Here is an 18,114-nt window from a genome sequence, read left to right as displayed (position 1 = left end):
CTCAGGCCGTGTGGGTGAGGCCGGTGACCACCCAGCCGACACCGGCGGAGATCGGATCGGCCAGGTGGGAGTGTGCCAGGTAGAAGCCGAACACCCCGACCAAGACCACGTGCCAGGTGCGCAGCTCGCCGGAGCGGACGAGCAGGTAGATGAAGATGCCCAGCACGAACACCAGGGGGATGTCGACGGTCACCGGTAGGTCCCTTCCTCTTCGCGCCACACAGGGGTGAACTCGGCGTACTTGCGGGCGACTCGCTGGGCTTCCTCCGGAGCTACGTGGATCGAGCGGGCCCGGATCCACTGGCCGTCCTCTCCGATGACCACGGCGACGCCTTGCTGCGCCATGGTGATCTGCTGGGCGGCCGTCAGGGCTTCCTTGGAGAGGTCGCCGAGTGCCATCTCCGCAGTGCCGGGGTCGCTGACGCGGTGGCAGACCCGCCCGCCGAGCTGGGCCCGAAGGGCGGTGACCCCGGGTCCGAGGTCCGAGCCGACCCGCTGTCCGGCGATGACCAGGTGCACGTCGAGGGCCGCGCCGAGCTGGGCGATCCGCAGCAGGTTGGTCGAGATCTCGGCGACCTCGGCCTTGTCGTCGCGGCTGGCCATCAGGTACAGCTCGGCGACCTCGTCAACGATGAGCACGATCGGCGGCCGGCGGAGGTGCTTGGGCAGGTCCTTCACGGCCCGGACCCCGGCCGCGCGGCAGAGCGCCATCCGGGCTTCGGCCTCAGCAACCAGGCGGGCCAGCAGGCGGGCCGCCGACGAGCGGTCCGGCGCGAGCTCGGAGAGCCGGACCTCGAACAGCGAGAGTTCCATGCCGCCCTTGAGATCGATACCGAACAGCGCGAGCCGTTGCGGCGCGAGCTGCTTGACCAGGGCGGCGATTAGCGTGGACTTGCCGGAACGTGTAGCGCCGACGACGAGCCAGTGGGGCACGACGTGCAGGTCTATGGCCCACACGGCCCCGTCCTCCCGTCGCCCGACCACGGCCCGGAGCGGTTCGTACTGGGTGACTTTGGGCACCCTCGGCGAGGCCAACGGGTCCCAGGCCAGGGCGACCAGGCGCACGGAGCCCCGACCTTCGGCAACGACCCGCACGGCGAACATCCGCCAGGCGTGGGCGAGCGCTTCGGCGTACTGGGCGAAGTCGGCCGGCACCTGTCCCGGGTGCATCCGGACCGTGGTTTCCAGGCCGCCCTGTCGCAGCAGCGGCAGGCGCATCCGGGGCGGGACCGGCCGGAGCGGGTCGCCCTTGAGGACAACGCTGCCGACCAGCAGCCGGGCGGGCCGGCGGGGCACAGCCAGGCCAGTGGTCGTGGTGAGTCGGCGCCAGGTGGCCATGGCCCGGAGCACGGTGACCGGGTAGCCGATCAGGCACCACCACACGTCCGGCCGGTGGCCACGCAGTCCCGGGGCGGCGATGGCCAGTCCGGCAGCGGCGGCCAGGACCAGCAGCCAGAGAATCTCAAGTCCCATCAGGGTTCCTCCTGTCCGCCGTTCTCGGCCTGGCTGTTCGCGGCGTCGGTCTCCATGTCCCTGGCCAGCCCGGCCGCCTTGTCGGCGAGCGTGGCGATGTGCGGGTACAGGAGGCCGCCCGTGTGGTCCGGCGCGAAGGGGTCGATCTCGGGGGCCAGCTCGCCCAGCTCGTTGAGGAGGAGGCGGAGCCGCACCCGGATTCGGCTGCCGTTCACGCCTCGGCGCCCTTGCGCCCGGCCGGGGTAGCGGCGGGGGCCGTGGGGGCGGGGGTGATGGACTCGGCTCGGAACGAGAGGCCGTGCCGGTCGCCCATCGCCCAGGAGAAGGCGACCAGGCCGGTGAGCGTGACGCGGGTTCCCTCGGTGATGCCCGCGGGCTCACCGTTCACGCTGACCTCGATGATCGAGGCCCGGCGCCCTTCCTGACGGACCGCCACCCCGACCGTGTAGACCGGGACGCCTTCCCGGGTGGTCCGGACCTCGCCGGTCTCGCGGTTGGCCAGCCGCACCTCCGGCGCGACGATGCAGGTCATGGTGCCCAGACGGGCGGTGTCCACGGGGATCGACTGCATGAGAGCACTCCTCAGTTCAAGGCAACGCATGACGACTGTCGTCAAACGTACTTACCTTTGCATCCGATGGTGCACCTGCTTGACCCGCGATGCAAGGAGATTCATGCTTACGTTTAACGCATAGCGTCTAACGACAGACCGCTGAAGGCGCCCGACCTGGGCAGTTGATCACTCCACGCACCTGACACCACGACACTCACACCACGCGGGACACTCCCCGGCGCCCGCTCCAAAGGAGCCCCACACGATGGCAGTCATCCGGAACGAGGCGCTGCACAAGCAGGTCGCCGCAGCAATGCGCGAGTCCATCAGCCAGGGCCAGTGGCTGCCTGGCAGTCAACTGCCCACCGAGACCGACCTGGCCGAGACCTACGGGGTCTCCCGGCCGACCGTCCGACTCGCGGTCGCCGCGCTGCGGACCGAGGGCCTGCTGGACGTGAAGCAGGGCCGGGGCACCTTCGTCCGCAACGCCGTCCACGGCCCGGCCGCCACCATCGAGCAGGCCATCACTCGGCGCGGCACCCGCTTCGAGACCTCCACCGACCACTGGTGGACGGGCAAGGAAGAGGCCACCGTCTACCGGGCCCCGACCGACGCCGTCACCGCACCTCTGCTCGGTATGGACGAGGAGGAGCTGACCATCGTCTGCGACCGCCTCATCACCGACCCGGCCACCGGCACCCGGGCACTGCACCGGCTCGTCCTGCCACTGGAGCGCGTAGGCGAGACCTCGCTCGTCCGCACCCCGGCGGTCGCCCCGGCGAAGGTCTACGCAATCCTCGCCAAGGCCGGCCATGACCTGACCTGGCACGAGCAGGTGAGCGCGCGGATCCCGCAGCCCGACGAACGGTCCGCCCTCAACCTCTCCGAGGCCGCCGCCCTGCTCGTCACCCACCGGGTCACCGTCGACCGCGCCCAGGGCCTCCCGCTCATCCTGGAGCGCACCCTGCTCGGCGCCGAGTCGGCAGCCGTCGGCTACACCGTCGAGGCGCACGACGCCCCCGCGAAGACAGCCACCCGATAACTCCGCAGGCTGAAGCCCCGGTTCGCCAGCAGGCAGCCGGGGCTGTCGCATACCTTCTCTACTTGCTCAAGGGCGGCGCCATCGCGCCGCCGGGCGCCCTTTGGCGCCCCGGCCGGGCATGCGGCCTTGCGGCCGTTCCGGGCCGGGCGCCAGGTCACCCGTCGGCGAGCGCGCCAACCAGGAGAACAGCTCCGCCCAGGCCGGCTGCGCCAGGCTGCCGCGCACAGGTCGGGGTGGCCGCCGTCGAGAAGGTTTACGCACCTTGCCGGGCAGGGACCCGAGTCGAGCAAGACCGGGGGGCCACTCGGCCACATTGCGGTCAGGCCCAAAAGCCCTGACCGAGTCCGCAGCAGCTTACGGCCCCCCGGCCATGCCCGACCCCAACCCCGCAAGGACACCGCCCAAACCTTCGCGCCGCCGTCCACGTGGGCCGGCTCGCGCGGTCAGCGCTGATCCGTTGCCCGGCAGGGCGTGTTGGCATCGCCGGTCGCCGCGATCCGCAGCAGTTCCTCCAGACGGAGCCAACCCTGCGGCAGTCCGACCAACTTGACGAAGCCCCGCCCCTCGGCGTCGGTGGCCGCGACTGCCCGCAGCTCGGTCCGCTCCACCCCGCACTCGGCGAGCAGTGTGTTGACCCCGGCCGCCGCATCTCGCGCGACCCGCCATCCTGACACGTAGTCAACTCCGGTCAGCCACAGCCATTCCTCCGGGTCCAGCTCGTGATCCCAGCCGCCAGCCGCCGCTCGGTCCTCATTCAGTGCCATCAACTCCCCTGGTTCGTCGCGAACTTCAGATGACCAGTAGTCGCCGAATGGCATTCCGCATACGGGCACACTGACGCGCCCGGTACCATCGGCACCGGGTTAACGCCCACCGGACCACCCCTTCCCGCCAAGGACTCGGGGTGGTCCGGCACTGCCCTTCCCTCATGCCCCGCGGCGGGGCGCACCCGAGGCCTCCCCCGGCTCAAGGGTGCGACCGGCGGACAAGCGTGCCGGCCGCGCCCAGCTCATCGAAGTTCGGACGCCCCGACCCTGGCCTCCGTCGGCCCTACTCGCTCGCCGCCCGCACCGGATTCGACCGTGACCACTGACGCCGGGCGGACCGTCAGCTCATGCTCGACGTTGCCGATCCGGTAGGACAGCACCCAGATCCCGTACCGGCGCAGGTTCTCGCTCGCCAAGGCCTCCGCCGTCGGACTCTCCAGCAGGGCCTGCAACCAACGCCGCTCGATACTGGACACCGACAGCAACGCCAGACCATGTCGAGCCGCCGACAGGGCATCGGACAGTCGCGTGAACGTCGCCGGCCGACTGTCGCAGTCGAGCTGAACCGTAACCGGCCCCAGCTGGCCATCGGCGCCGGTCACTTCCGCTCCTGCGGTCCGCGAGGGTGGCGGTCATGGACGACCACCAGGCGCAGCCCCACCCGGAAGGTCCGGACGGCCGCAGCTCGCTCCACCCCGGCGCCGCAGTAGTAGCAGCGCCGCAGCCCTCCACTCCGGAGCATCAGTTGCCCCCTTGCGCCGGGAGGACGATCGCCCAGACCACCTTGCCGATGCCGGGTGTCCGCAGGCGCCAGCCCCAACTCTCGGCGAGCGCGGTGACCAGCTGCATGCCGCGGCCAGTCTCGGCCGTGATCGCCAACTCGCGCAGCACCGGCTCGTTCTCGCTGGCGTCGTGCACTTCGACCAGCAGGTGTCCGGCGTCGGCCTCCAGGTGGACGAACGCCTTCTTGCCGCGCTCGGTCCCGTGGGCCACAGCGTTGGACACCAGCTCCGTTACCACCACCCTGCCGTTCTCGCTGAAGCGCTCCCCTCCGTCGACGCGCTCCAGCAGATCGGTCAGCAGCTTGCGGGCTCGCGCCGGCGAGAGCTCGCTCCGGGGCAGCCAGGTCTCGGCCACCAAGGGGGGTGCGTTCTCGTCTCGCTCGGCCACGGCGCTCGTTGTGATCACGTCCGCTCCCTAGCAATCTGACGCGAAGTCAACTCCGCGTGTTTCGTGCTGTCTGCACATACAGAGAACCGCGCGGTTGCTCCAAGCAGTACTGTTGTCAGGGGTGTTGAACCGTGGTGAATCACCACGGCCAGCGAACGGGAGTGCGAGCCCATGGGATCACCTAACGCGCAGCTCACGGACTGGCTCAGCCGCACCGGCTGGTCGCGGGGCGAGTTGGCTCGGAGAGTCAAAGCGAAGGCGGCCGACCTCGGACACCCGCACATCACCTCGGATACGTCCAGCGTCAGGCGCTGGCTCGAAGGCCAGACGCCCCGTCAGCCTGTGCCCGAGATCCTGGCCGACCTGTTCTCCGCGCACTTCGGGTTCCGCGTGACGACCTACGACTTGGGCCTCGAAGCGGGCTCCGCCCCGGATCGATCACTTGTCTACAACCCGTCCTACGGCGCTACGGTGGAAGCCGTTGCGGAGCTAGGGAGGGCTGACGTGGATCGACGCACATTCCTGACCGGGTCGACTTTCGCAGTCGCGGCGGCGGTTGGCCCGTCGCGCGACTGGCTGCTGAGCACTCTTGACCAGCAGTCGGACCCGAGCCGCCGGGTCCACCTCGAAGACGTCGCCGCCGTGCGGAGCATGTTCGGCGCCTTCCAGGAGATGGACATCTTCCAGGGCGGCGGCGCCGGCCGGACCGCGCTGGCCAGCTACACCAACGAGCACGTCTACCCGCTGCTCCGCCGCACCTACACCGAGGACGTCCGCCGCGCGCTCGCCGAAGCCGCCGCGGAACAGACCTACCTGCTCGGGTGGATGTCCTACGACAACGGTGAGCACGGCACCGCCCAGCGCTACCTGATCCAGTCACTCCGGCTCGCCGAGGAGTCCGGCAACCCGGCACTCGGCGCGCACGTGCTCGCGGGGATGGCGGACCAGGCGACCCTTCTCGGGCACCCTGACGAGGGTCGGCGCCTGGCCCAGGCCGGCCGCGCTGGCCTGTCGCGGACGCCGGAGTCGAACGCTTGCCTAGCCGACCTCTGGACGCTGGAAGGCCGGGCGCTCGCCAAGCTCGGCGACAAGCAGGGCGCGCGGAACGCGGTCACCCAGGCCGAGACCGCCTACGCCAAGGTCGCCCCGGGGGCCGACGACGAAGCCGAGTGGGCGCTCTTCATCGACCCCGCTTACCTCAACGGCGAGCATGCCCAGACCTTCCAGGACATCGACGAGCCAGAGACGGCGGCCTTGTACGCCCGCCGCTCCATCGACGCTGCGCGAGCTCAGAAGCGGGCCCGCCGCGGAGCGATGTCGCAGGCTGCACTCGCTGTCTCGCACCTCAAGCGCCGCGACCTTGAAGCGGCGCACGCAGCCGGCCTCCGGACACTGAGCCTCACCAGTCAGGTGCAGTCGTCCCGCGCGGTCGACGCCGTCCAGAACCTCAAGCGCCAGATGACACCGTTCGGCAAGCACCCGTTGGTAGCCGACTTCAGCGAGCGAGCTCGGCAACTGCTCGCCGCCTAAGCTGTGACGCATAGAGCCCCCTCCCCTAAACACGAGGGGGCTCTACCTATAGCCAACAAGCGTTCTAATTACTATTAGGACCTGACACTTGCAAAATCAATACTTGTCAAGACACTAGTTTGGTCACTCACAAGGTGTTCATAGGCCGATTCCCACGTTTCATAGCCCACTTCATCCAGGGCGTCTAGGAACTCTAGGAGCAGCTTATGCTGCAGCGGATCATGTGCGAGTTGCATCTGCTCGATGGCCGCGTCCACATCGAAAGCACCTGCTCTAACACCATCAACGAGTGATGACAGACGATCATTCAAGTCCCCGAGATCTACACAGGGGTCGAATGACGAGACTGCCAGGGCCGCCAAACCACGCCGGCGCGCGTCCGTGATTTCTCCACGCCTGACAGCTTTCCATTCACGTCGCACCTTGGCCAGCGCTGTCTTCGGCAGGCTATCTAGGCTTGAGAAAGACACGAGAACACCAAGTCCAGTCATCGAAAAATCACTCACCCATGCCCGGGACACTGCGGCTGGCGGCCGATAAACCCAGACATTTCCCGCCCACTCTCGACCGATCTGATCGAGCCAGTTAATAAGGTTCCCGTCAACTGTCTTGAGTTTACTGACCCACCGCAGGTCAGCACGCCCCCTCCATGCCAGCGCAAACTCCGAGAGCTGCTGGAGGCACCGCACCTCTTCTTCTCCCCATACATTGCGAGGCAATCTACTGCGAGAAAACATGGACCCATGGAATACTGCAGTCATTACGATATGGGCCAAATAGGCACGGTGCATATTATCCGAACACGCGGAGATGGCATCCAATCCGCCTGGAATCCACTGCTTTACATCCTCGAGTGTCGGGCCATCGAGAAATCGGGCCACGGCGCTAGAAAGGGGAAGGAACGAGTCGGCACCTGGAAGGCAGGCGGGGAATTCACCAGTGACGGCCTTAAGGTCAACTTCGCCAATCCAAGAGCTCTCATTTCTGAGCCAATCCTCGACGCTTCCAACAACTGTTGACTCCGCCAAGTCATCATGGTTGAGAACTCCAGTTGCAATCCCATGCAAGGCTGCACCAATGGGCCACGGGAACATCGGTACGTCGTAACGCATGTCCACCCCCGCCCTCTCAATGGCCGAAACGGCCGCGGCCAGCGCCAATGTCGACGGATCTGAACTGAATCGATGGACCATAGAAATCCAGTGGCCATCTGGAATACCATCGATGTCCATCGCTTTCCATAGGCTGCTGCCTCCGAGGAGCTGCAACCCCAATGCGACGCGCGTGGAGCCCAATACAATATACGGAGCCGATTCACTGTTGTCATGTGAATGCTCCACGAATCCCACGATTCTACGAAACCAATCCGGGAGCCCGGAAAGCGAGAGCCTCCGACCAGAATCGCGCTTCCAGCGCCCGGCCGCAAGTCGACTAATATCGCTAATTTGGATCGTCAGTAGATGGGTCGCCGAAATTGATAGAAGTACAGTCGAGTTCATCTCAAAGCCAAGCGCGAGATACTTCCTCCGAATTTCATTTCCGCTGCCATCATAGATCCTCTGAAGCCTATCCAGTGCCCACGAATCCCCGAGCCCCGCAAGGGTCGCTAGAAAGGCAAGGAGGGCCTCAGATGCTCTGCGTCCCTCATGGATCCATCCGTCGATATACTCCTGGGCTACTGCCTTACCGTTCTCACTCAGAGCCGGAGCAAGCTCTTCAAGCTCCTTGACAGCTGGATATGCCATAAGGCCTAGCGCAAGATCGACCAGGACAGACTCATGCTTAGGCGACTTGACCATCCCATCCGCCAGGATATGAATAGAGAGCCGCGAGCCCAATAGTAGTCGGCGAGTCACGGAATCCTCGCGTGACGAATAGCTATTGAGCTCCGACACCATTGCGATTACAGAATCGCGAAGATGTCTCCTGTCAGCAAATACTTTGCCGACAGCAAATAGGAAAACATTTCGCCAATGAGAGCTTGCGTAGATGAGCCGGAGCAGACTCCGCACATCCTCATCACTCCCTGACATCAAGGCGTCCGCTGCCCAAAACTCCTGAAGTGATCGAATTTCGAATCCGACCTCTTCGGCACGAGATGGCACGAGAAAAACAAGACGATCGGTTGCAGCCCGGCTGATGGACTTAGCCAATGCTTCGAGCTGAGCCCCTCCATGCCCCTCGCTCTCTAGCCGACGCCTGATTATGGTGCCGAACTCGCCCATCTCAATACGAGATTCCGTATCGCCAGATCGCTCACTTCGTGTCTGCAACAGAAATCCGACATCGGCATGAATAGTGTCAATGTCAGCACGATGGTCACGAAGGAGGTTGGTTGACGATCCCTCTTTTTCAAGCTCACGCTCATAGATCACCCGGTAGTAATCCTTAAAGAGCGTATATCTGTCTTTCGGAGCCTTTCCCATGCGATCAAGCAGAACGCCCATAATTGTCACCTGCAGCGGGGACGACATAAGCCGAGCAGTCGATACCTCGTCAGCAGCCTGCTCTAGGCGACTCATCAAACGCTCTGTGCGATCGGACTGAGCACCATGTCGCGCCACGGCGAGCTTGCGAGCATAATGCAGCGCCTGCTCCTTATTCAGTGGCTTCAATTCCAGGTGAAGATAGTGCGCCGGAGAAAAGTCCTCTGTGTATCCCTGAGGTCTCGTCGTAGCAACCGTTACGACATCAGCAGCCAGCTCGTCTGTATCCATCATGAACTCGGTCACAGCCGCCATGACCTGATCTCTGTTGCTGGAGACAGGAACTTCATCGAGCCCGTCTAGCAAAACTAGCCATGGAAATGCTCCGAGCCAGTCACGGAGATCCTGCGGGTTTACAACTACGTCGGATGAGTCAGACACCCTAGACGCAATGAACTGCAAAATTGACTTGGCTCGCCCATGGGCGAGATCATCCGCTAGTTGCGTTAGTGGAATTTTGACTGGCCATCGATTAGCACGTGGAGTCAAACCCTCTCGGCTCGCATGCTCCAAAATCAGCTCAATGGCCTTTTCCATGTCTGCCGTACGGCCAGCAGGCGTCCCAGCTGTGAGCTTGGCCCTGAACAACTGGCACAGGAACTGACTGGCTGTGCTTTTTCCTTGCCCTGGGCCGCCTACTAGTACAAAGCGGCTGTGTCTGTCCTTGGGGGAGCCATCTTCTACCTTAGACGCTTTCCTATCACAGGCTGAAATTAGGCGCTTCAAAACGGTAAACTTATCACGTGATTGAAAGTCGCCGGGTGCTCCGATAGGCAAGTCTACGAATACATCCGCCAACGAGATCTGCAAATCGTCAGCCGACCCTGCCTGATCAAGATTAACATGCAGATCTCGAAGGATTTCCTTAGCTAGATAGCGCTGAAGCGCTCGTCCAACTTCCCGCTTTCGGTGGCTCAGATGAGAATGAAGCTCCGAAAGAACATCTCCAGGGAGAACCCAGGACGCATAACTCGTACGAATATCCGGGTATTTTTCCAGCAGCCGGCCAACACTTTCCGAGTGCCAGATATGCCAGCCTTTCATGCCCAGTGATGAGCACTGAGAATCTAGCTCTCTGGCGACTCGGTCTAGACCTCCTGTATTGGGAACACCTGAGAGGCTGACATTTGTGATGAAGAGTATATAGTCTGGCCTCCTTGAGCGTCGCTTAGATGATTTCCATGACTTCATCTCCTCGCGGATCTGCTTAATAAGCCATGTGGCGTCTTTCTGAGGCGTCGAACTACTCTCGCAGTACTTGGCCTGGAGGACTACATAGCCGTTCCAAGTGGGCCCGTTCTCGCCAGCAGTCACGCTGCCATCGAAGGCTGCTTCGCGTCCTCCGTCCGGCCCTGGGCCAAAGATCGTTACCGTGGAGCCGAACTCAGCAACAGCAAGCGTTTGGGCGAGGTTCTCAAACTCTCGTGGCCCGAGCTTGGAGAGGTCAAACTTCATACGCGCAGTATGGCCTAGCGGCTGTGGTCACGCGCAGCGTTCTCGCAAATCGCTCAAAGGGCCGTTCAGGTCATCTACTAAAGCCGCGACTAGATCCGTAGGAAAATACAACCTCCTGTAGCTACCCCTTGCAGGGCACAGCAGATCGACGGCCTTCGAATCCCGCTGATCCGTCTCACCGTCCCGCGAAGCCAAGCTGCTGGACTAGGCAAACTGGACCTACGAGAGTCTCCCGAGCCGCAGCGTGCCGCCCCTAGTAGCTAACGGAGGCGGAGCCTCAGTGGCGCAGACTCCTGACCATCACACCCACTCGATCTCACTCACCACGCCGTCCCCCTCCCGAGGCCCCGGCAGTGGCGTGGGAACCCCCTCCGCCGGCCGCCCTCGCCCCTCCCCCACTTCACCTTTCCGGGCCCCCTCCCCGACGCCGAGTTCACCCAAAAGAGTGACCCGCTCGGCGTCGGAGAGGGCGTGAAGTACGTCACACAGCTCGCGCAGGACGTCCGTCACGCATGGGCGCCTTTCGGCTGCTCAACGCCCGTGTTGACCACCGTCAGCGGCAGCAGCTTCTTGCCCGTGGGGCCGATTTGTATGGCCGTGTCCATCTGCGGGCACACGCCGCAGTCGAAGCACGGCGTCCAGCGGCAGTCGTCGACCTCGACCTCTTCGAGGGCGTCCTGCCAGTCCTCCCAGAGCCAGTCCTTGTCGAGGCCGCTGTCCAGGTGGTCCCAGGGGAGGACCTCCTCGTAGGAGCGCTCGCGGGTGGTGTACCAGGAGACGTCGATGCCGGTGCCGATGAGGCCCTTCTCGGCAGCGGTCATCCAGCGGTCGAAGGAGAAGTGCTCGCGCCAGCCGTCGAAGCGGCCGCCGTCCTCGTAGACGGCGCGGATCACGGCGCCGAGGCGGCGGTCGCCGCGGGAGAGCAGGCCCTCGACGATGCCGGGCTTGCCGTCGTGGTAGCGGAAGCCGATGTTCTTGCCGTACTTGCGGTCGTTGCGGATGGCGTCGCGCAGCTTGGCGAGGCGGGCGTCGGTCTCCTCGGCGCTGAGCTGCGGGGCCCACTGGAACGGGGTGTGCGGCTTGGGCACGAAGCCGCCGATCGAGACGGTGCAGCGGATGTCGTTCTGACCGGTGACCTCGCGACCCTTCTGGATCACGTTCTTGGCCATCTCGGCGATCTGCAGCACGTCGTCGTCGGTCTCGGTGGGCAGGCCGCACATGAAGTAGAGCTTCACCTGGCGCCAGCCGTTGCCGTAGGCGGTGGCGACCGTGTTGATGAGGTCCTCCTCGGACACCATCTTGTTGATCACCTTGCGGATCCGCTCGGAGCCGCCCTCGGGCGCGAAGGTCAGGCCGGAGCGGCGGCCGTTGCGGCTGAGCTCGTTGGCCAGGTCGATGTTGAAGGCGTCGACCCGGGTGGAGGGCAGCGAGAGGCCGATCTTGTCCTCGGCGTAGCGGTCGGCCAGGCCCTTGGCGACGTCGCCGATCTCGGTGTGGTCGGCGCTGGAGAGCGAGAGCAGGCCGACCTCCTCGAAGCCGGTGGCCTTGAGGCCGCGCTCGACCATCTCGCCGATGCCGGTGATGCTTCGCTCCCGCACGGGGCGCGTGATCATGCCGGCCTGGCAGAACCGGCAGCCGCGGGTGCAGCCGCGGAAGATCTCCACGGACATCCGCTCGTGCACGGTCTCGGCCAGCGGGACCAGGGGCTGCTTGGGGTAGGGCCACTCGTCGAGGTCCATGACGGTGTGCTTGGAGACGCGCCACGGCACGCCGGCCCGGTTGGGCACCACGCGGGCGATCCGGCCGTCCGGCAGGTACTCGACGTCGTAGAACCTGGGCACGTAGACGCCGCCGGTGCGGGCCAGCCGGAGCAGCAGTTCGTCGCGGCCGCCGGGGCGGCCCTCGGCCTTCCACTCCTTGGTGATCCGGGTGATGTCGAGCACCGCCTGCTCGCCGTCGCCGACCACGGCCGCGTCGAGGAAGTCGGCGATCGGCTCGGGGTTGAACGCGGCGTGGCCGCCGGCCAGCACGACCGGGTGCTCCTCGGTCCGGTCGGCGGCGAGCAGCGGGATGCCCGACAGGTCGAGCGCGGCCAGCATGTTGGTGTAGCCGAGCTCGGTGGAGAAGGACAGGCCGAAGAAGTCGAAGTCCTTGACCGGGCGGTGCGCGTCGACGGTGAACTGGGGCACGCCGTGCTCGCGCATCAGCGCCTCCAGGTCCGGCCAGACGCTGTAGGTGCGCTCGGCCAGCACGCCGTCCTGCTCGTTCAGCACCTCGTAGAGGATCATGACGCCCTGGTTGGGCAGCCCGACCTCGTACGCGTCCGGGTACATGAGCGCCCAGCGGACGTCGCAGGCGTCCCACTCCTTGACGGTCGAGTTCAGCTCGCCGCCGACGTACTGGATCGGCTTCTGAACGTGCGGGAGGAGGGCCTCCAGGCGTGGGAAGACCGACTCGACAGGCATGCGGTGGACCCTTTGGTTGGGGAGCAGGGGATGACCCTCAAGGATACCGGGTCCGGCGAATCGGTCCGGCCAGCCGATCAGTCCTCGATCAGCCCGCGATCGGCCGCTGGGTGCGCACCGCCTGGAGCAGCCCGATGGCGATCCAGCCCGCGAACATCGAGGAACCGCCGTAGCTGACGAACGGCAGTGGGATGCCGGCCACCGGCATGATGCCGAGCGTCATCCCGATGTTCTCGAAGGACTGGAAGGCGAACCAGGTGGTCACCCCGCCGGCCACGACGGTGCCGAACAGGTCGGTGGCCTGGCGGGCGATCCGGCAGGCCCGCCAGAGGATGACGCCGACCAGCAGGATGATCGCCAGGCCGCCGATGAACCCGAGCTCCTCGCCGGCCACCGTGAAGACGAAGTCGGTCTGCTGCTCGGGGACGAACTGCCCTATGGTCTGGGTGCCGTGGAACAGGCCCTTGCCGGTGAGCCCGCCGGAGCCGATCGCGATCCGGGCCTGGGCGGTGTTGTAGCCCACGCCCGCGGGGTCCAGCTTCGGGTTGGCGAAGGCCGCGAACCGGTCGATCTGGTACTTGCTCAGGACGCCGAGCTTCCAGACGGCCGTCGCACCGAGCCCGCCGGCCGCCAGCAGGCCGAAGAGCCACCGGTTGGGGGCGCCGGCCGCCAGCAGGATGCCGAGGATGGTCACCGTCATCACCATGACGGAGCCCAGGTCCGGCATTATCAGCACGATCCCCATCGGGATCGCGCCGAGCACCAGCGCCTGCAGCACGCTCCGGTCGTTGGGGATCTCCCGCTCCCCCGAGTCGACCCGGGAGGAGAGCACCATCGCCATGCCGAGCACGATCGCCAGCTTGGCGAACTCGGCGGGCTGGATCGAGAACCCGCCGCCGAACTGGATCCAGGAGTGCGCGCCGTTGACCGTCGAGCCGAGCGGGCTCAGGGTGGCTAGCAGCAGCAGGACCGCCGCCAGGTAGAGCAGCGGCACGGCGGCGCGGATCCGGTGGTGCCCTATCGCCACGGCGACGCCGAACAGCACCAGACCCATCATCAGGTTGGTGAGGTGCCGGTAGAGGAAGTACTGCGGATCCCCGTGGGTGAGCGAGTCGCGTCCCCGGGTGGCCGACCAGACCAGCAGCGAGCTGCCCAGCGAGAGGGCCAGCGCGGCCAGCACCATTATCCAGTCGAGCCGGCGCAGCGGGGCGTCCTTGGCCAGCGCCCGGGCCAGCGGGCCGCGTTCGGGGCTGAACCGCAGCGGACGGTAGGAACCGTAGGAGGAGGTCACACCCGACTCCTTCCGTAGGACCGGTTGGAGCTGGACCGGTCGGGCTCGACGGCGAGCTGGTCGACGGCGGACGGCGCGAGGGCCGGGGCCGGGACCGGGTAGTCGAAGGAGGCCTGCGGCAGCACCGCGGTGCCGTCCGGGTTGAACTTGGGCAGCTGGGTCTGCGGGGTCGGCAGCAGCGCCTTGCTGTTGTCGATCGCGCCCTTGTCGTCCACGCCGTACAGCGCCTGGTAGATCTTGCGGACCGCGTCACCGGAACCGCCGGAGCCGGTGCCGGCCTGACTGATCGTCATGATCACCGCGTAGTCGTTGCTGTAGGTGGCCAGCCAGGAGGTGGTCTGCTTGCCGTAGACCTCGGCGGTGCCGGTCTTGGCGTGCAGCTGGATCTTGTCCTGCGGCCAGCCGGCGCCGGTGAACTTCCAGGCCGCGGTGCCCTCGGTGATGACGCCGGCGGTGGCCTGGTTGATGTACTGCAGGGTCTTCTGGTCGTCGGGCAGCTTGCCGGCGACCACCGGGGCGATGTCGCGGACCAGCTGACCGCTCGGGGTGACGATCGCCTTGGCCACCGAGGGCTGGTAGAGCGTGCCGCCGTTGGCGAGCGCCGAGTAGATCCGGGCCATCTGCACCGGGGTGACCAGGGTGTCGCCCTGGCCGATCGCGTAGTTGACCGAGTCACCGGCGCGCAGCACGTTGCCGTCCACGCAGTTCTCGCGGGCGATCTGGGTGGCGTAGTCGGTGCCGCCGCCGGCCGCCTGCTTGCACCAGGCGTCCTTGTTGGCGTTGAAGAAGTCGGTCTTCCACTGGCGGTCGGGCACCCGGCCGGTCACCTCGGCCGGCAGGTCGATGCCGGTCTTGGCGCCGAGGCCGAACTGGTGGGCCGTCTTGTAGAACCAGTCGGCGGGGTTGGCCTTGGGCTTGATCCCGCCGTCCTTCATCCACTGGTCGTAGGAGAGGCCGTAGAAGACGGTGTCGCAGGAGATCTCCAGCGCCTTCTCCAGCGAGATGTCACCGGCGGACTCGCCCTCGAAGTTCTTGAACTCGCGGCCGCCGATGGTCAGGCTCGACGGGCACGGGTAGTGGCCGTCCAGCGAGTAGCCGGCCTGGACGGCGGCCGAGGTGGAGACCACCTTGAAGGTCGAGCCGGGGGCCGACTGGCCCTGGATCGCCCGGTTCAGCAGCGGGAAGTCGGAGTCCTGGCTGGTCAGGTTCGCGTAGTCCTTGGCGGAGATGCCGCCGACCCAGAGGTTGGGGTCGTAGGTCGGCGCGCTGGCCATCGCGATGATCCGGCCGGTGTGCACGTCCATCACTATGGCCGCGCCGGAGTCGGCCACGAAGTTCCGGTTGGTCACGGTGTCGAACTGGGCGCGCGCGTCGTTCATCGCCTGCACCAGGTTGTTCTCGACCACCTTCTGCACCCGGGAGTCGATGCTGGTGACCACGTTGTCGCCGGGCTGGGCTGGGGTGTTGCCGGCGCTGCCGATCACCCGGCCGAGGTTGTCCACCTCCAGCCGGTCCACCCCGGTGGTGCCGCGCAGGTCGGTGTCGTAGACCGACTCCAGGCCGGCCCGGCCGATCTCGTCGGAGGGCAGGTACTTGGCCTTGCCGGTCTTGTCGGCGGTCTTGCTGACCTCGTCGTCGGTCACCGGGGAGAGGTAGCCGAGCACCTGGGCGGCGTTGGCGCCGTCCGGGGCCGGGTACTGGCGCACCGCCGTGGGCTGCGCGGTGATGCCGGGGAAGTCCTCGCGGCGTTCCATTATCTGCATCGCCTGCTGGGTGGTGGCCTGGTCGGTCACCGGGATCGGCTGGTAGGGCGAGCCGTTCCAGCAGGGCTGCGGGGTCTTGGCGTCGCAGAGCCGGACCTTGTCGGAGACGTCCTTCGGGTCCATGCCGAGCACCTGGGCCAGCCGGCCCAGCACCGCCTTGCCGTGGTCCTTCTGCTGCAGCAGCGAGGTGCGCGAGACCGAGACCACCAGCTTGGTCTGGTTGCCGGCCAGCACCTTGCCGTTGGCGTCGAGGATCTCGCCGCGCACGGCCGGGTCGACCACCTCGCGGATGTGGTTGTTCGACGCCTGGGAGGTGTACTCGCTGCCGTTGCGGATCTGCAGGTACCACAGGCGCCCGCCGAGCGTGGCGAGCAGCGAGAGCACCAGGATCTGCAGCACCACCAGACGGATCGTCAGCCGGCGGGTGCGGCCGGTCTCCGGGATGTTGCTCACGGCTGAGGTCTCCCCTGGGTCAGACGTGCGGTTCGGTCAGGCGTGCGGTTCGGTCAGGCGGACGGTTCGGTCGGCCGCACGGCCGGTCAGGACTTGGCGCCGCGGAACGACTTGCGGCGGGACGGGCCCACCGAGGAGGCCGCCCGGGTGGTCCGGTAGCGGGCGATGGTGCCCAGGCCGGACCCGGTCACCTCGCCGCTCATCGGGTCGCCGGCGAACCGGCGGGCCAGCAGCATCACCGCGGGCACCGCGAACGGGGCCAGCAGCAGGTCGTAGAGGACGGCGCTGAGCAGCAGTCCGGGCAGCCCGACGTGGCGCGCCGCGGTGTCGCCGACCAGGGCCCCGACCATCGCGTAGAGCAGGGTGGAGACCACCGCCGAGCCGCCGACCACGAGCAGCGGCACCAGCACCGAGCGCTGCCGCCCGGGCTCGGCCCGGAACAGTCCGGCGGCGTAGCCCATCAGGCAGAGCACCAGGGCGTAGCGGCCGATCGCGTGGTCGGAGGGCGGCGCCAGGTCGGCCAGCAGGCCGCCGGCGAAGCCGGTCAGCGAGCCGCCCATCGGCCCGAAGACCAGGGCCAGGCCGACCACCACGAGCAGCAGCAGGTCCGGGGTGGCCCCGGGCAGTTGCAGCCGGCCGAGCACGCTGACCTGGGCCACCAGGGCGAGCAGCAGCAGGACGGCGGCCAGCAGGACGCGCTTGATGACCATCAGTCAGTACTCCCGGAAGGTGCGGAGCTGGGCTGCGGAGCCGCCGGCGGCTGGGCGGCGGGCGCCGGGCTCGGGGTGCCGGTGGGCACCGGCGGCAGCACCGAGTCGCGCGGGTCGGTGCGCGGCGGCACCACGACCACGCCGACCAGGTCCAGCCGGGTGAACGAGACGAACGGCTGGACCAGCACCGTCTTGGTCAGCTCGCCGGGCGTGGCCTCGACCTGGAGCACCTTGCCGACCGGCACCCCGGGCACGAACGGGCGCCCGCTCTGCGAGCCGAAGGTGGTCAGCCGGTCGCCGGGCTTGACCTGGGCCTTGCCGTTGAGCAGTTCGACCTTCATCGGGCTCGCGCCCTGTCCGGTGGCGAAGCCGATCTCGCCGCTGCTCTCCATCCGGGTGCCGGCGGTGAAGCCGGGGTCGGTGGCGAGCAGCACGGTGGCGGTGGTGCGGGCCACCGTGGTGATCCGCCCGACCAGGCCCTCGCCGTTGATCACCGTCATGTCGCGCTGCAGGCCGTCGTCGCTGCCGGCGTCGATGGTGATGGTCCAGGAGAAGCCCTGGGCGGCACCGATCGCGATCACCTGGGCGGCCTTGATGGTGTACCCGCCGGTGCCGGCGGTGCGCAGCAGGTCGTCGAGCTGCTTGGTGCGGGCGCCGGCCAGGTCGGAGGAGGCGAGCCGCTGGCGCAGCTCGGTGTTCTCGTTGCCGATCTGGTCGAGGCGCTGCTGCTGGGTGCCCGAGTCGCGGATCGCCCGGATGGTGCGGGCTATCGGGTCGACGGCCCCCGCGGTGCCCCGCTCGACCGGGCCGAACAGGTCGGCGGCGGTCTTGCGGGCACCGTTCAGCGGGGAGCTCTCGCCGCCCTTGATGTCCACGGTGATCAGGGCGAAGGCGACAGCCACCAGCAGGATGAGCAGCAGTCGGCTCTCTCGTGTGTCCCTCACGGCGCTGGGGCC

The 18,114-nt window shown here is 66.8% G+C and carries 16 protein-coding genes; 2 read left to right on the top strand and 14 right to left on the bottom strand.

From position 1 onward, the window contains the following. Nucleotide 1 precedes the first annotated feature (1 nt). Genes FHX73_RS19505 through FHX73_RS19490 form a run of 4 tightly spaced genes read right to left on the bottom strand, consistent with a single transcriptional unit; the run spans nucleotide 2 to nucleotide 2,044 of the window. Nucleotides 2-193 carry a hypothetical protein gene (locus FHX73_RS19505; RefSeq protein WP_145906215.1) on the bottom strand — a complete coding sequence of 64 codons (192 nt, stop codon included), beginning with the start codon at nucleotides 191-193 and terminating at the stop codon, nucleotides 2-4. Further along, nucleotides 190-1,473 (bottom strand): FtsK/SpoIIIE domain-containing protein, encoded by a 1,284-nt coding sequence (locus FHX73_RS19500; protein WP_145906214.1) that lies wholly within the window; start codon nucleotides 1,471-1,473, stop codon nucleotides 190-192. The genes FHX73_RS19505 and FHX73_RS19500 overlap by 4 nt, the downstream gene beginning before the upstream one ends. Continuing rightward, nucleotides 1,473-1,688, bottom strand: a complete 216-nt coding sequence (locus FHX73_RS19495) for a hypothetical protein (protein WP_145906213.1) — start codon at nucleotides 1,686-1,688, stop codon at nucleotides 1,473-1,475. Before FHX73_RS19495 ends, FHX73_RS19500 begins: the two co-directional genes overlap by 1 nt. Beyond that, a complete protein-coding gene (locus FHX73_RS19490) occupies nucleotides 1,685-2,044 on the bottom strand; it encodes an SCO3933 family regulatory protein (RefSeq protein WP_145906212.1) in 360 nt (119 codons plus the stop codon). The genes FHX73_RS19495 and FHX73_RS19490 overlap by 4 nt, the downstream gene beginning before the upstream one ends. 247 nt (nucleotides 2,045-2,291) lie before the next feature. On the opposite strand from FHX73_RS19490, the gene FHX73_RS19485 reads away from it, so the two are divergent. Then, on the top strand, nucleotides 2,292-3,068 hold the full coding sequence (locus FHX73_RS19485) for a GntR family transcriptional regulator (protein ID WP_145906211.1): 777 nt from the start codon (nucleotides 2,292-2,294) through the stop codon (nucleotides 3,066-3,068). Nucleotides 3,069-3,511: 443 nt separating this feature from the next. Here FHX73_RS19485 and FHX73_RS19480 read toward each other — a convergent pair whose 3' ends face one another. The 4 genes from FHX73_RS19480 to FHX73_RS19470 form a co-directional block, all read right to left on the bottom strand. Then, nucleotides 3,512-3,832, bottom strand: coding sequence for a hypothetical protein (locus FHX73_RS19480; protein ID WP_145906210.1), 321 nt, complete (start codon nucleotides 3,830-3,832; stop codon nucleotides 3,512-3,514). A 245-nt stretch (nucleotides 3,833-4,077) separates the two neighbouring features. After that, complete coding sequence (locus tag FHX73_RS19475) at nucleotides 4,078-4,437, bottom strand: hypothetical protein (protein WP_145906209.1); 360 nt, start codon at nucleotides 4,435-4,437, stop codon at nucleotides 4,078-4,080. Then, the gene (locus FHX73_RS44745; RefSeq protein WP_170304962.1) at nucleotides 4,434-4,577 is read right to left on the bottom strand and encodes a hypothetical protein; all 144 of its coding nucleotides are present in this window, start codon (nucleotides 4,575-4,577) and stop codon (nucleotides 4,434-4,436) included. The genes FHX73_RS19475 and FHX73_RS44745 overlap by 4 nt, the downstream gene beginning before the upstream one ends. Further along, complete coding sequence (locus FHX73_RS19470) at nucleotides 4,577-5,023, bottom strand: ATP-binding protein (RefSeq protein ID WP_145906208.1); 447 nt, start codon at nucleotides 5,021-5,023, stop codon at nucleotides 4,577-4,579. Before FHX73_RS19470 ends, FHX73_RS44745 begins: the two co-directional genes overlap by 1 nt. Nucleotides 5,024-5,176: 153 nt before the next feature. Here FHX73_RS19470 and FHX73_RS19465 point away from each other — a divergent pair, with 153 nt between their 5' ends. Continuing rightward, nucleotides 5,177-6,535, top strand: a complete 1,359-nt coding sequence (locus FHX73_RS19465; protein ID WP_145906207.1) for an NsdA family TPR-like regulatory protein — start codon at nucleotides 5,177-5,179, stop codon at nucleotides 6,533-6,535. Nucleotides 6,536-6,609: 74 nt separating this feature from the next. Here the strand turns inward: FHX73_RS19465 and FHX73_RS19460 are convergent, their stop codons facing one another. The 6 genes from FHX73_RS19460 to mreC form a co-directional block, all read right to left on the bottom strand. Further along, on the bottom strand, nucleotides 6,610-10,476 hold the full coding sequence (locus FHX73_RS19460; RefSeq protein WP_145906206.1) for an NACHT domain-containing protein: 3,867 nt from the start codon (nucleotides 10,474-10,476) through the stop codon (nucleotides 6,610-6,612). Nucleotides 10,477-10,982: 506 nt separating this feature from the next. Then, a complete protein-coding gene (locus FHX73_RS19455) occupies nucleotides 10,983-12,941 on the bottom strand; it encodes a TIGR03960 family B12-binding radical SAM protein (RefSeq protein WP_145906205.1) in 1,959 nt (652 codons plus the stop codon). 88 nt (nucleotides 12,942-13,029) lie between these two features. Further along, nucleotides 13,030-14,232 (bottom strand): rod shape-determining protein RodA, encoded by a 1,203-nt coding sequence (gene rodA, locus FHX73_RS19450; protein ID WP_425461401.1) that lies wholly within the window; start codon nucleotides 14,230-14,232, stop codon nucleotides 13,030-13,032. Next, a complete protein-coding gene (gene mrdA / locus FHX73_RS19445) occupies nucleotides 14,229-16,448 on the bottom strand; it encodes a penicillin-binding protein 2 (protein ID WP_145906204.1) in 2,220 nt (739 codons plus the stop codon). Before mrdA ends, rodA begins: the two co-directional genes overlap by 4 nt. Before the next feature lie 86 nt (nucleotides 16,449-16,534). Beyond that, nucleotides 16,535-17,158: a rod shape-determining protein MreD gene (mreD, locus tag FHX73_RS19440; RefSeq protein WP_145906203.1), complete on the bottom strand. Its 624-nt coding sequence runs from the start codon at nucleotides 17,156-17,158 to the stop codon at nucleotides 16,535-16,537. Continuing rightward, complete coding sequence (gene mreC, locus FHX73_RS19435) at nucleotides 17,158-18,102, bottom strand: rod shape-determining protein MreC (protein ID WP_145906202.1); 945 nt, start codon at nucleotides 18,100-18,102, stop codon at nucleotides 17,158-17,160. The genes mreD and mreC overlap by 1 nt, the downstream gene beginning before the upstream one ends. Nucleotides 18,103-18,114: the final 12 nt, after the last annotated feature.

The sequence above is a fragment of the Kitasatospora viridis genome (assembly GCF_007829815.1).
Lineage (GTDB): Bacteria > Actinomycetota > Actinomycetes > Streptomycetales > Streptomycetaceae > Kitasatospora > Kitasatospora viridis.
Note: the sequence above shows the minus strand (reverse complement) of the source record. Positions and strands in the feature narration are given on the sequence as shown.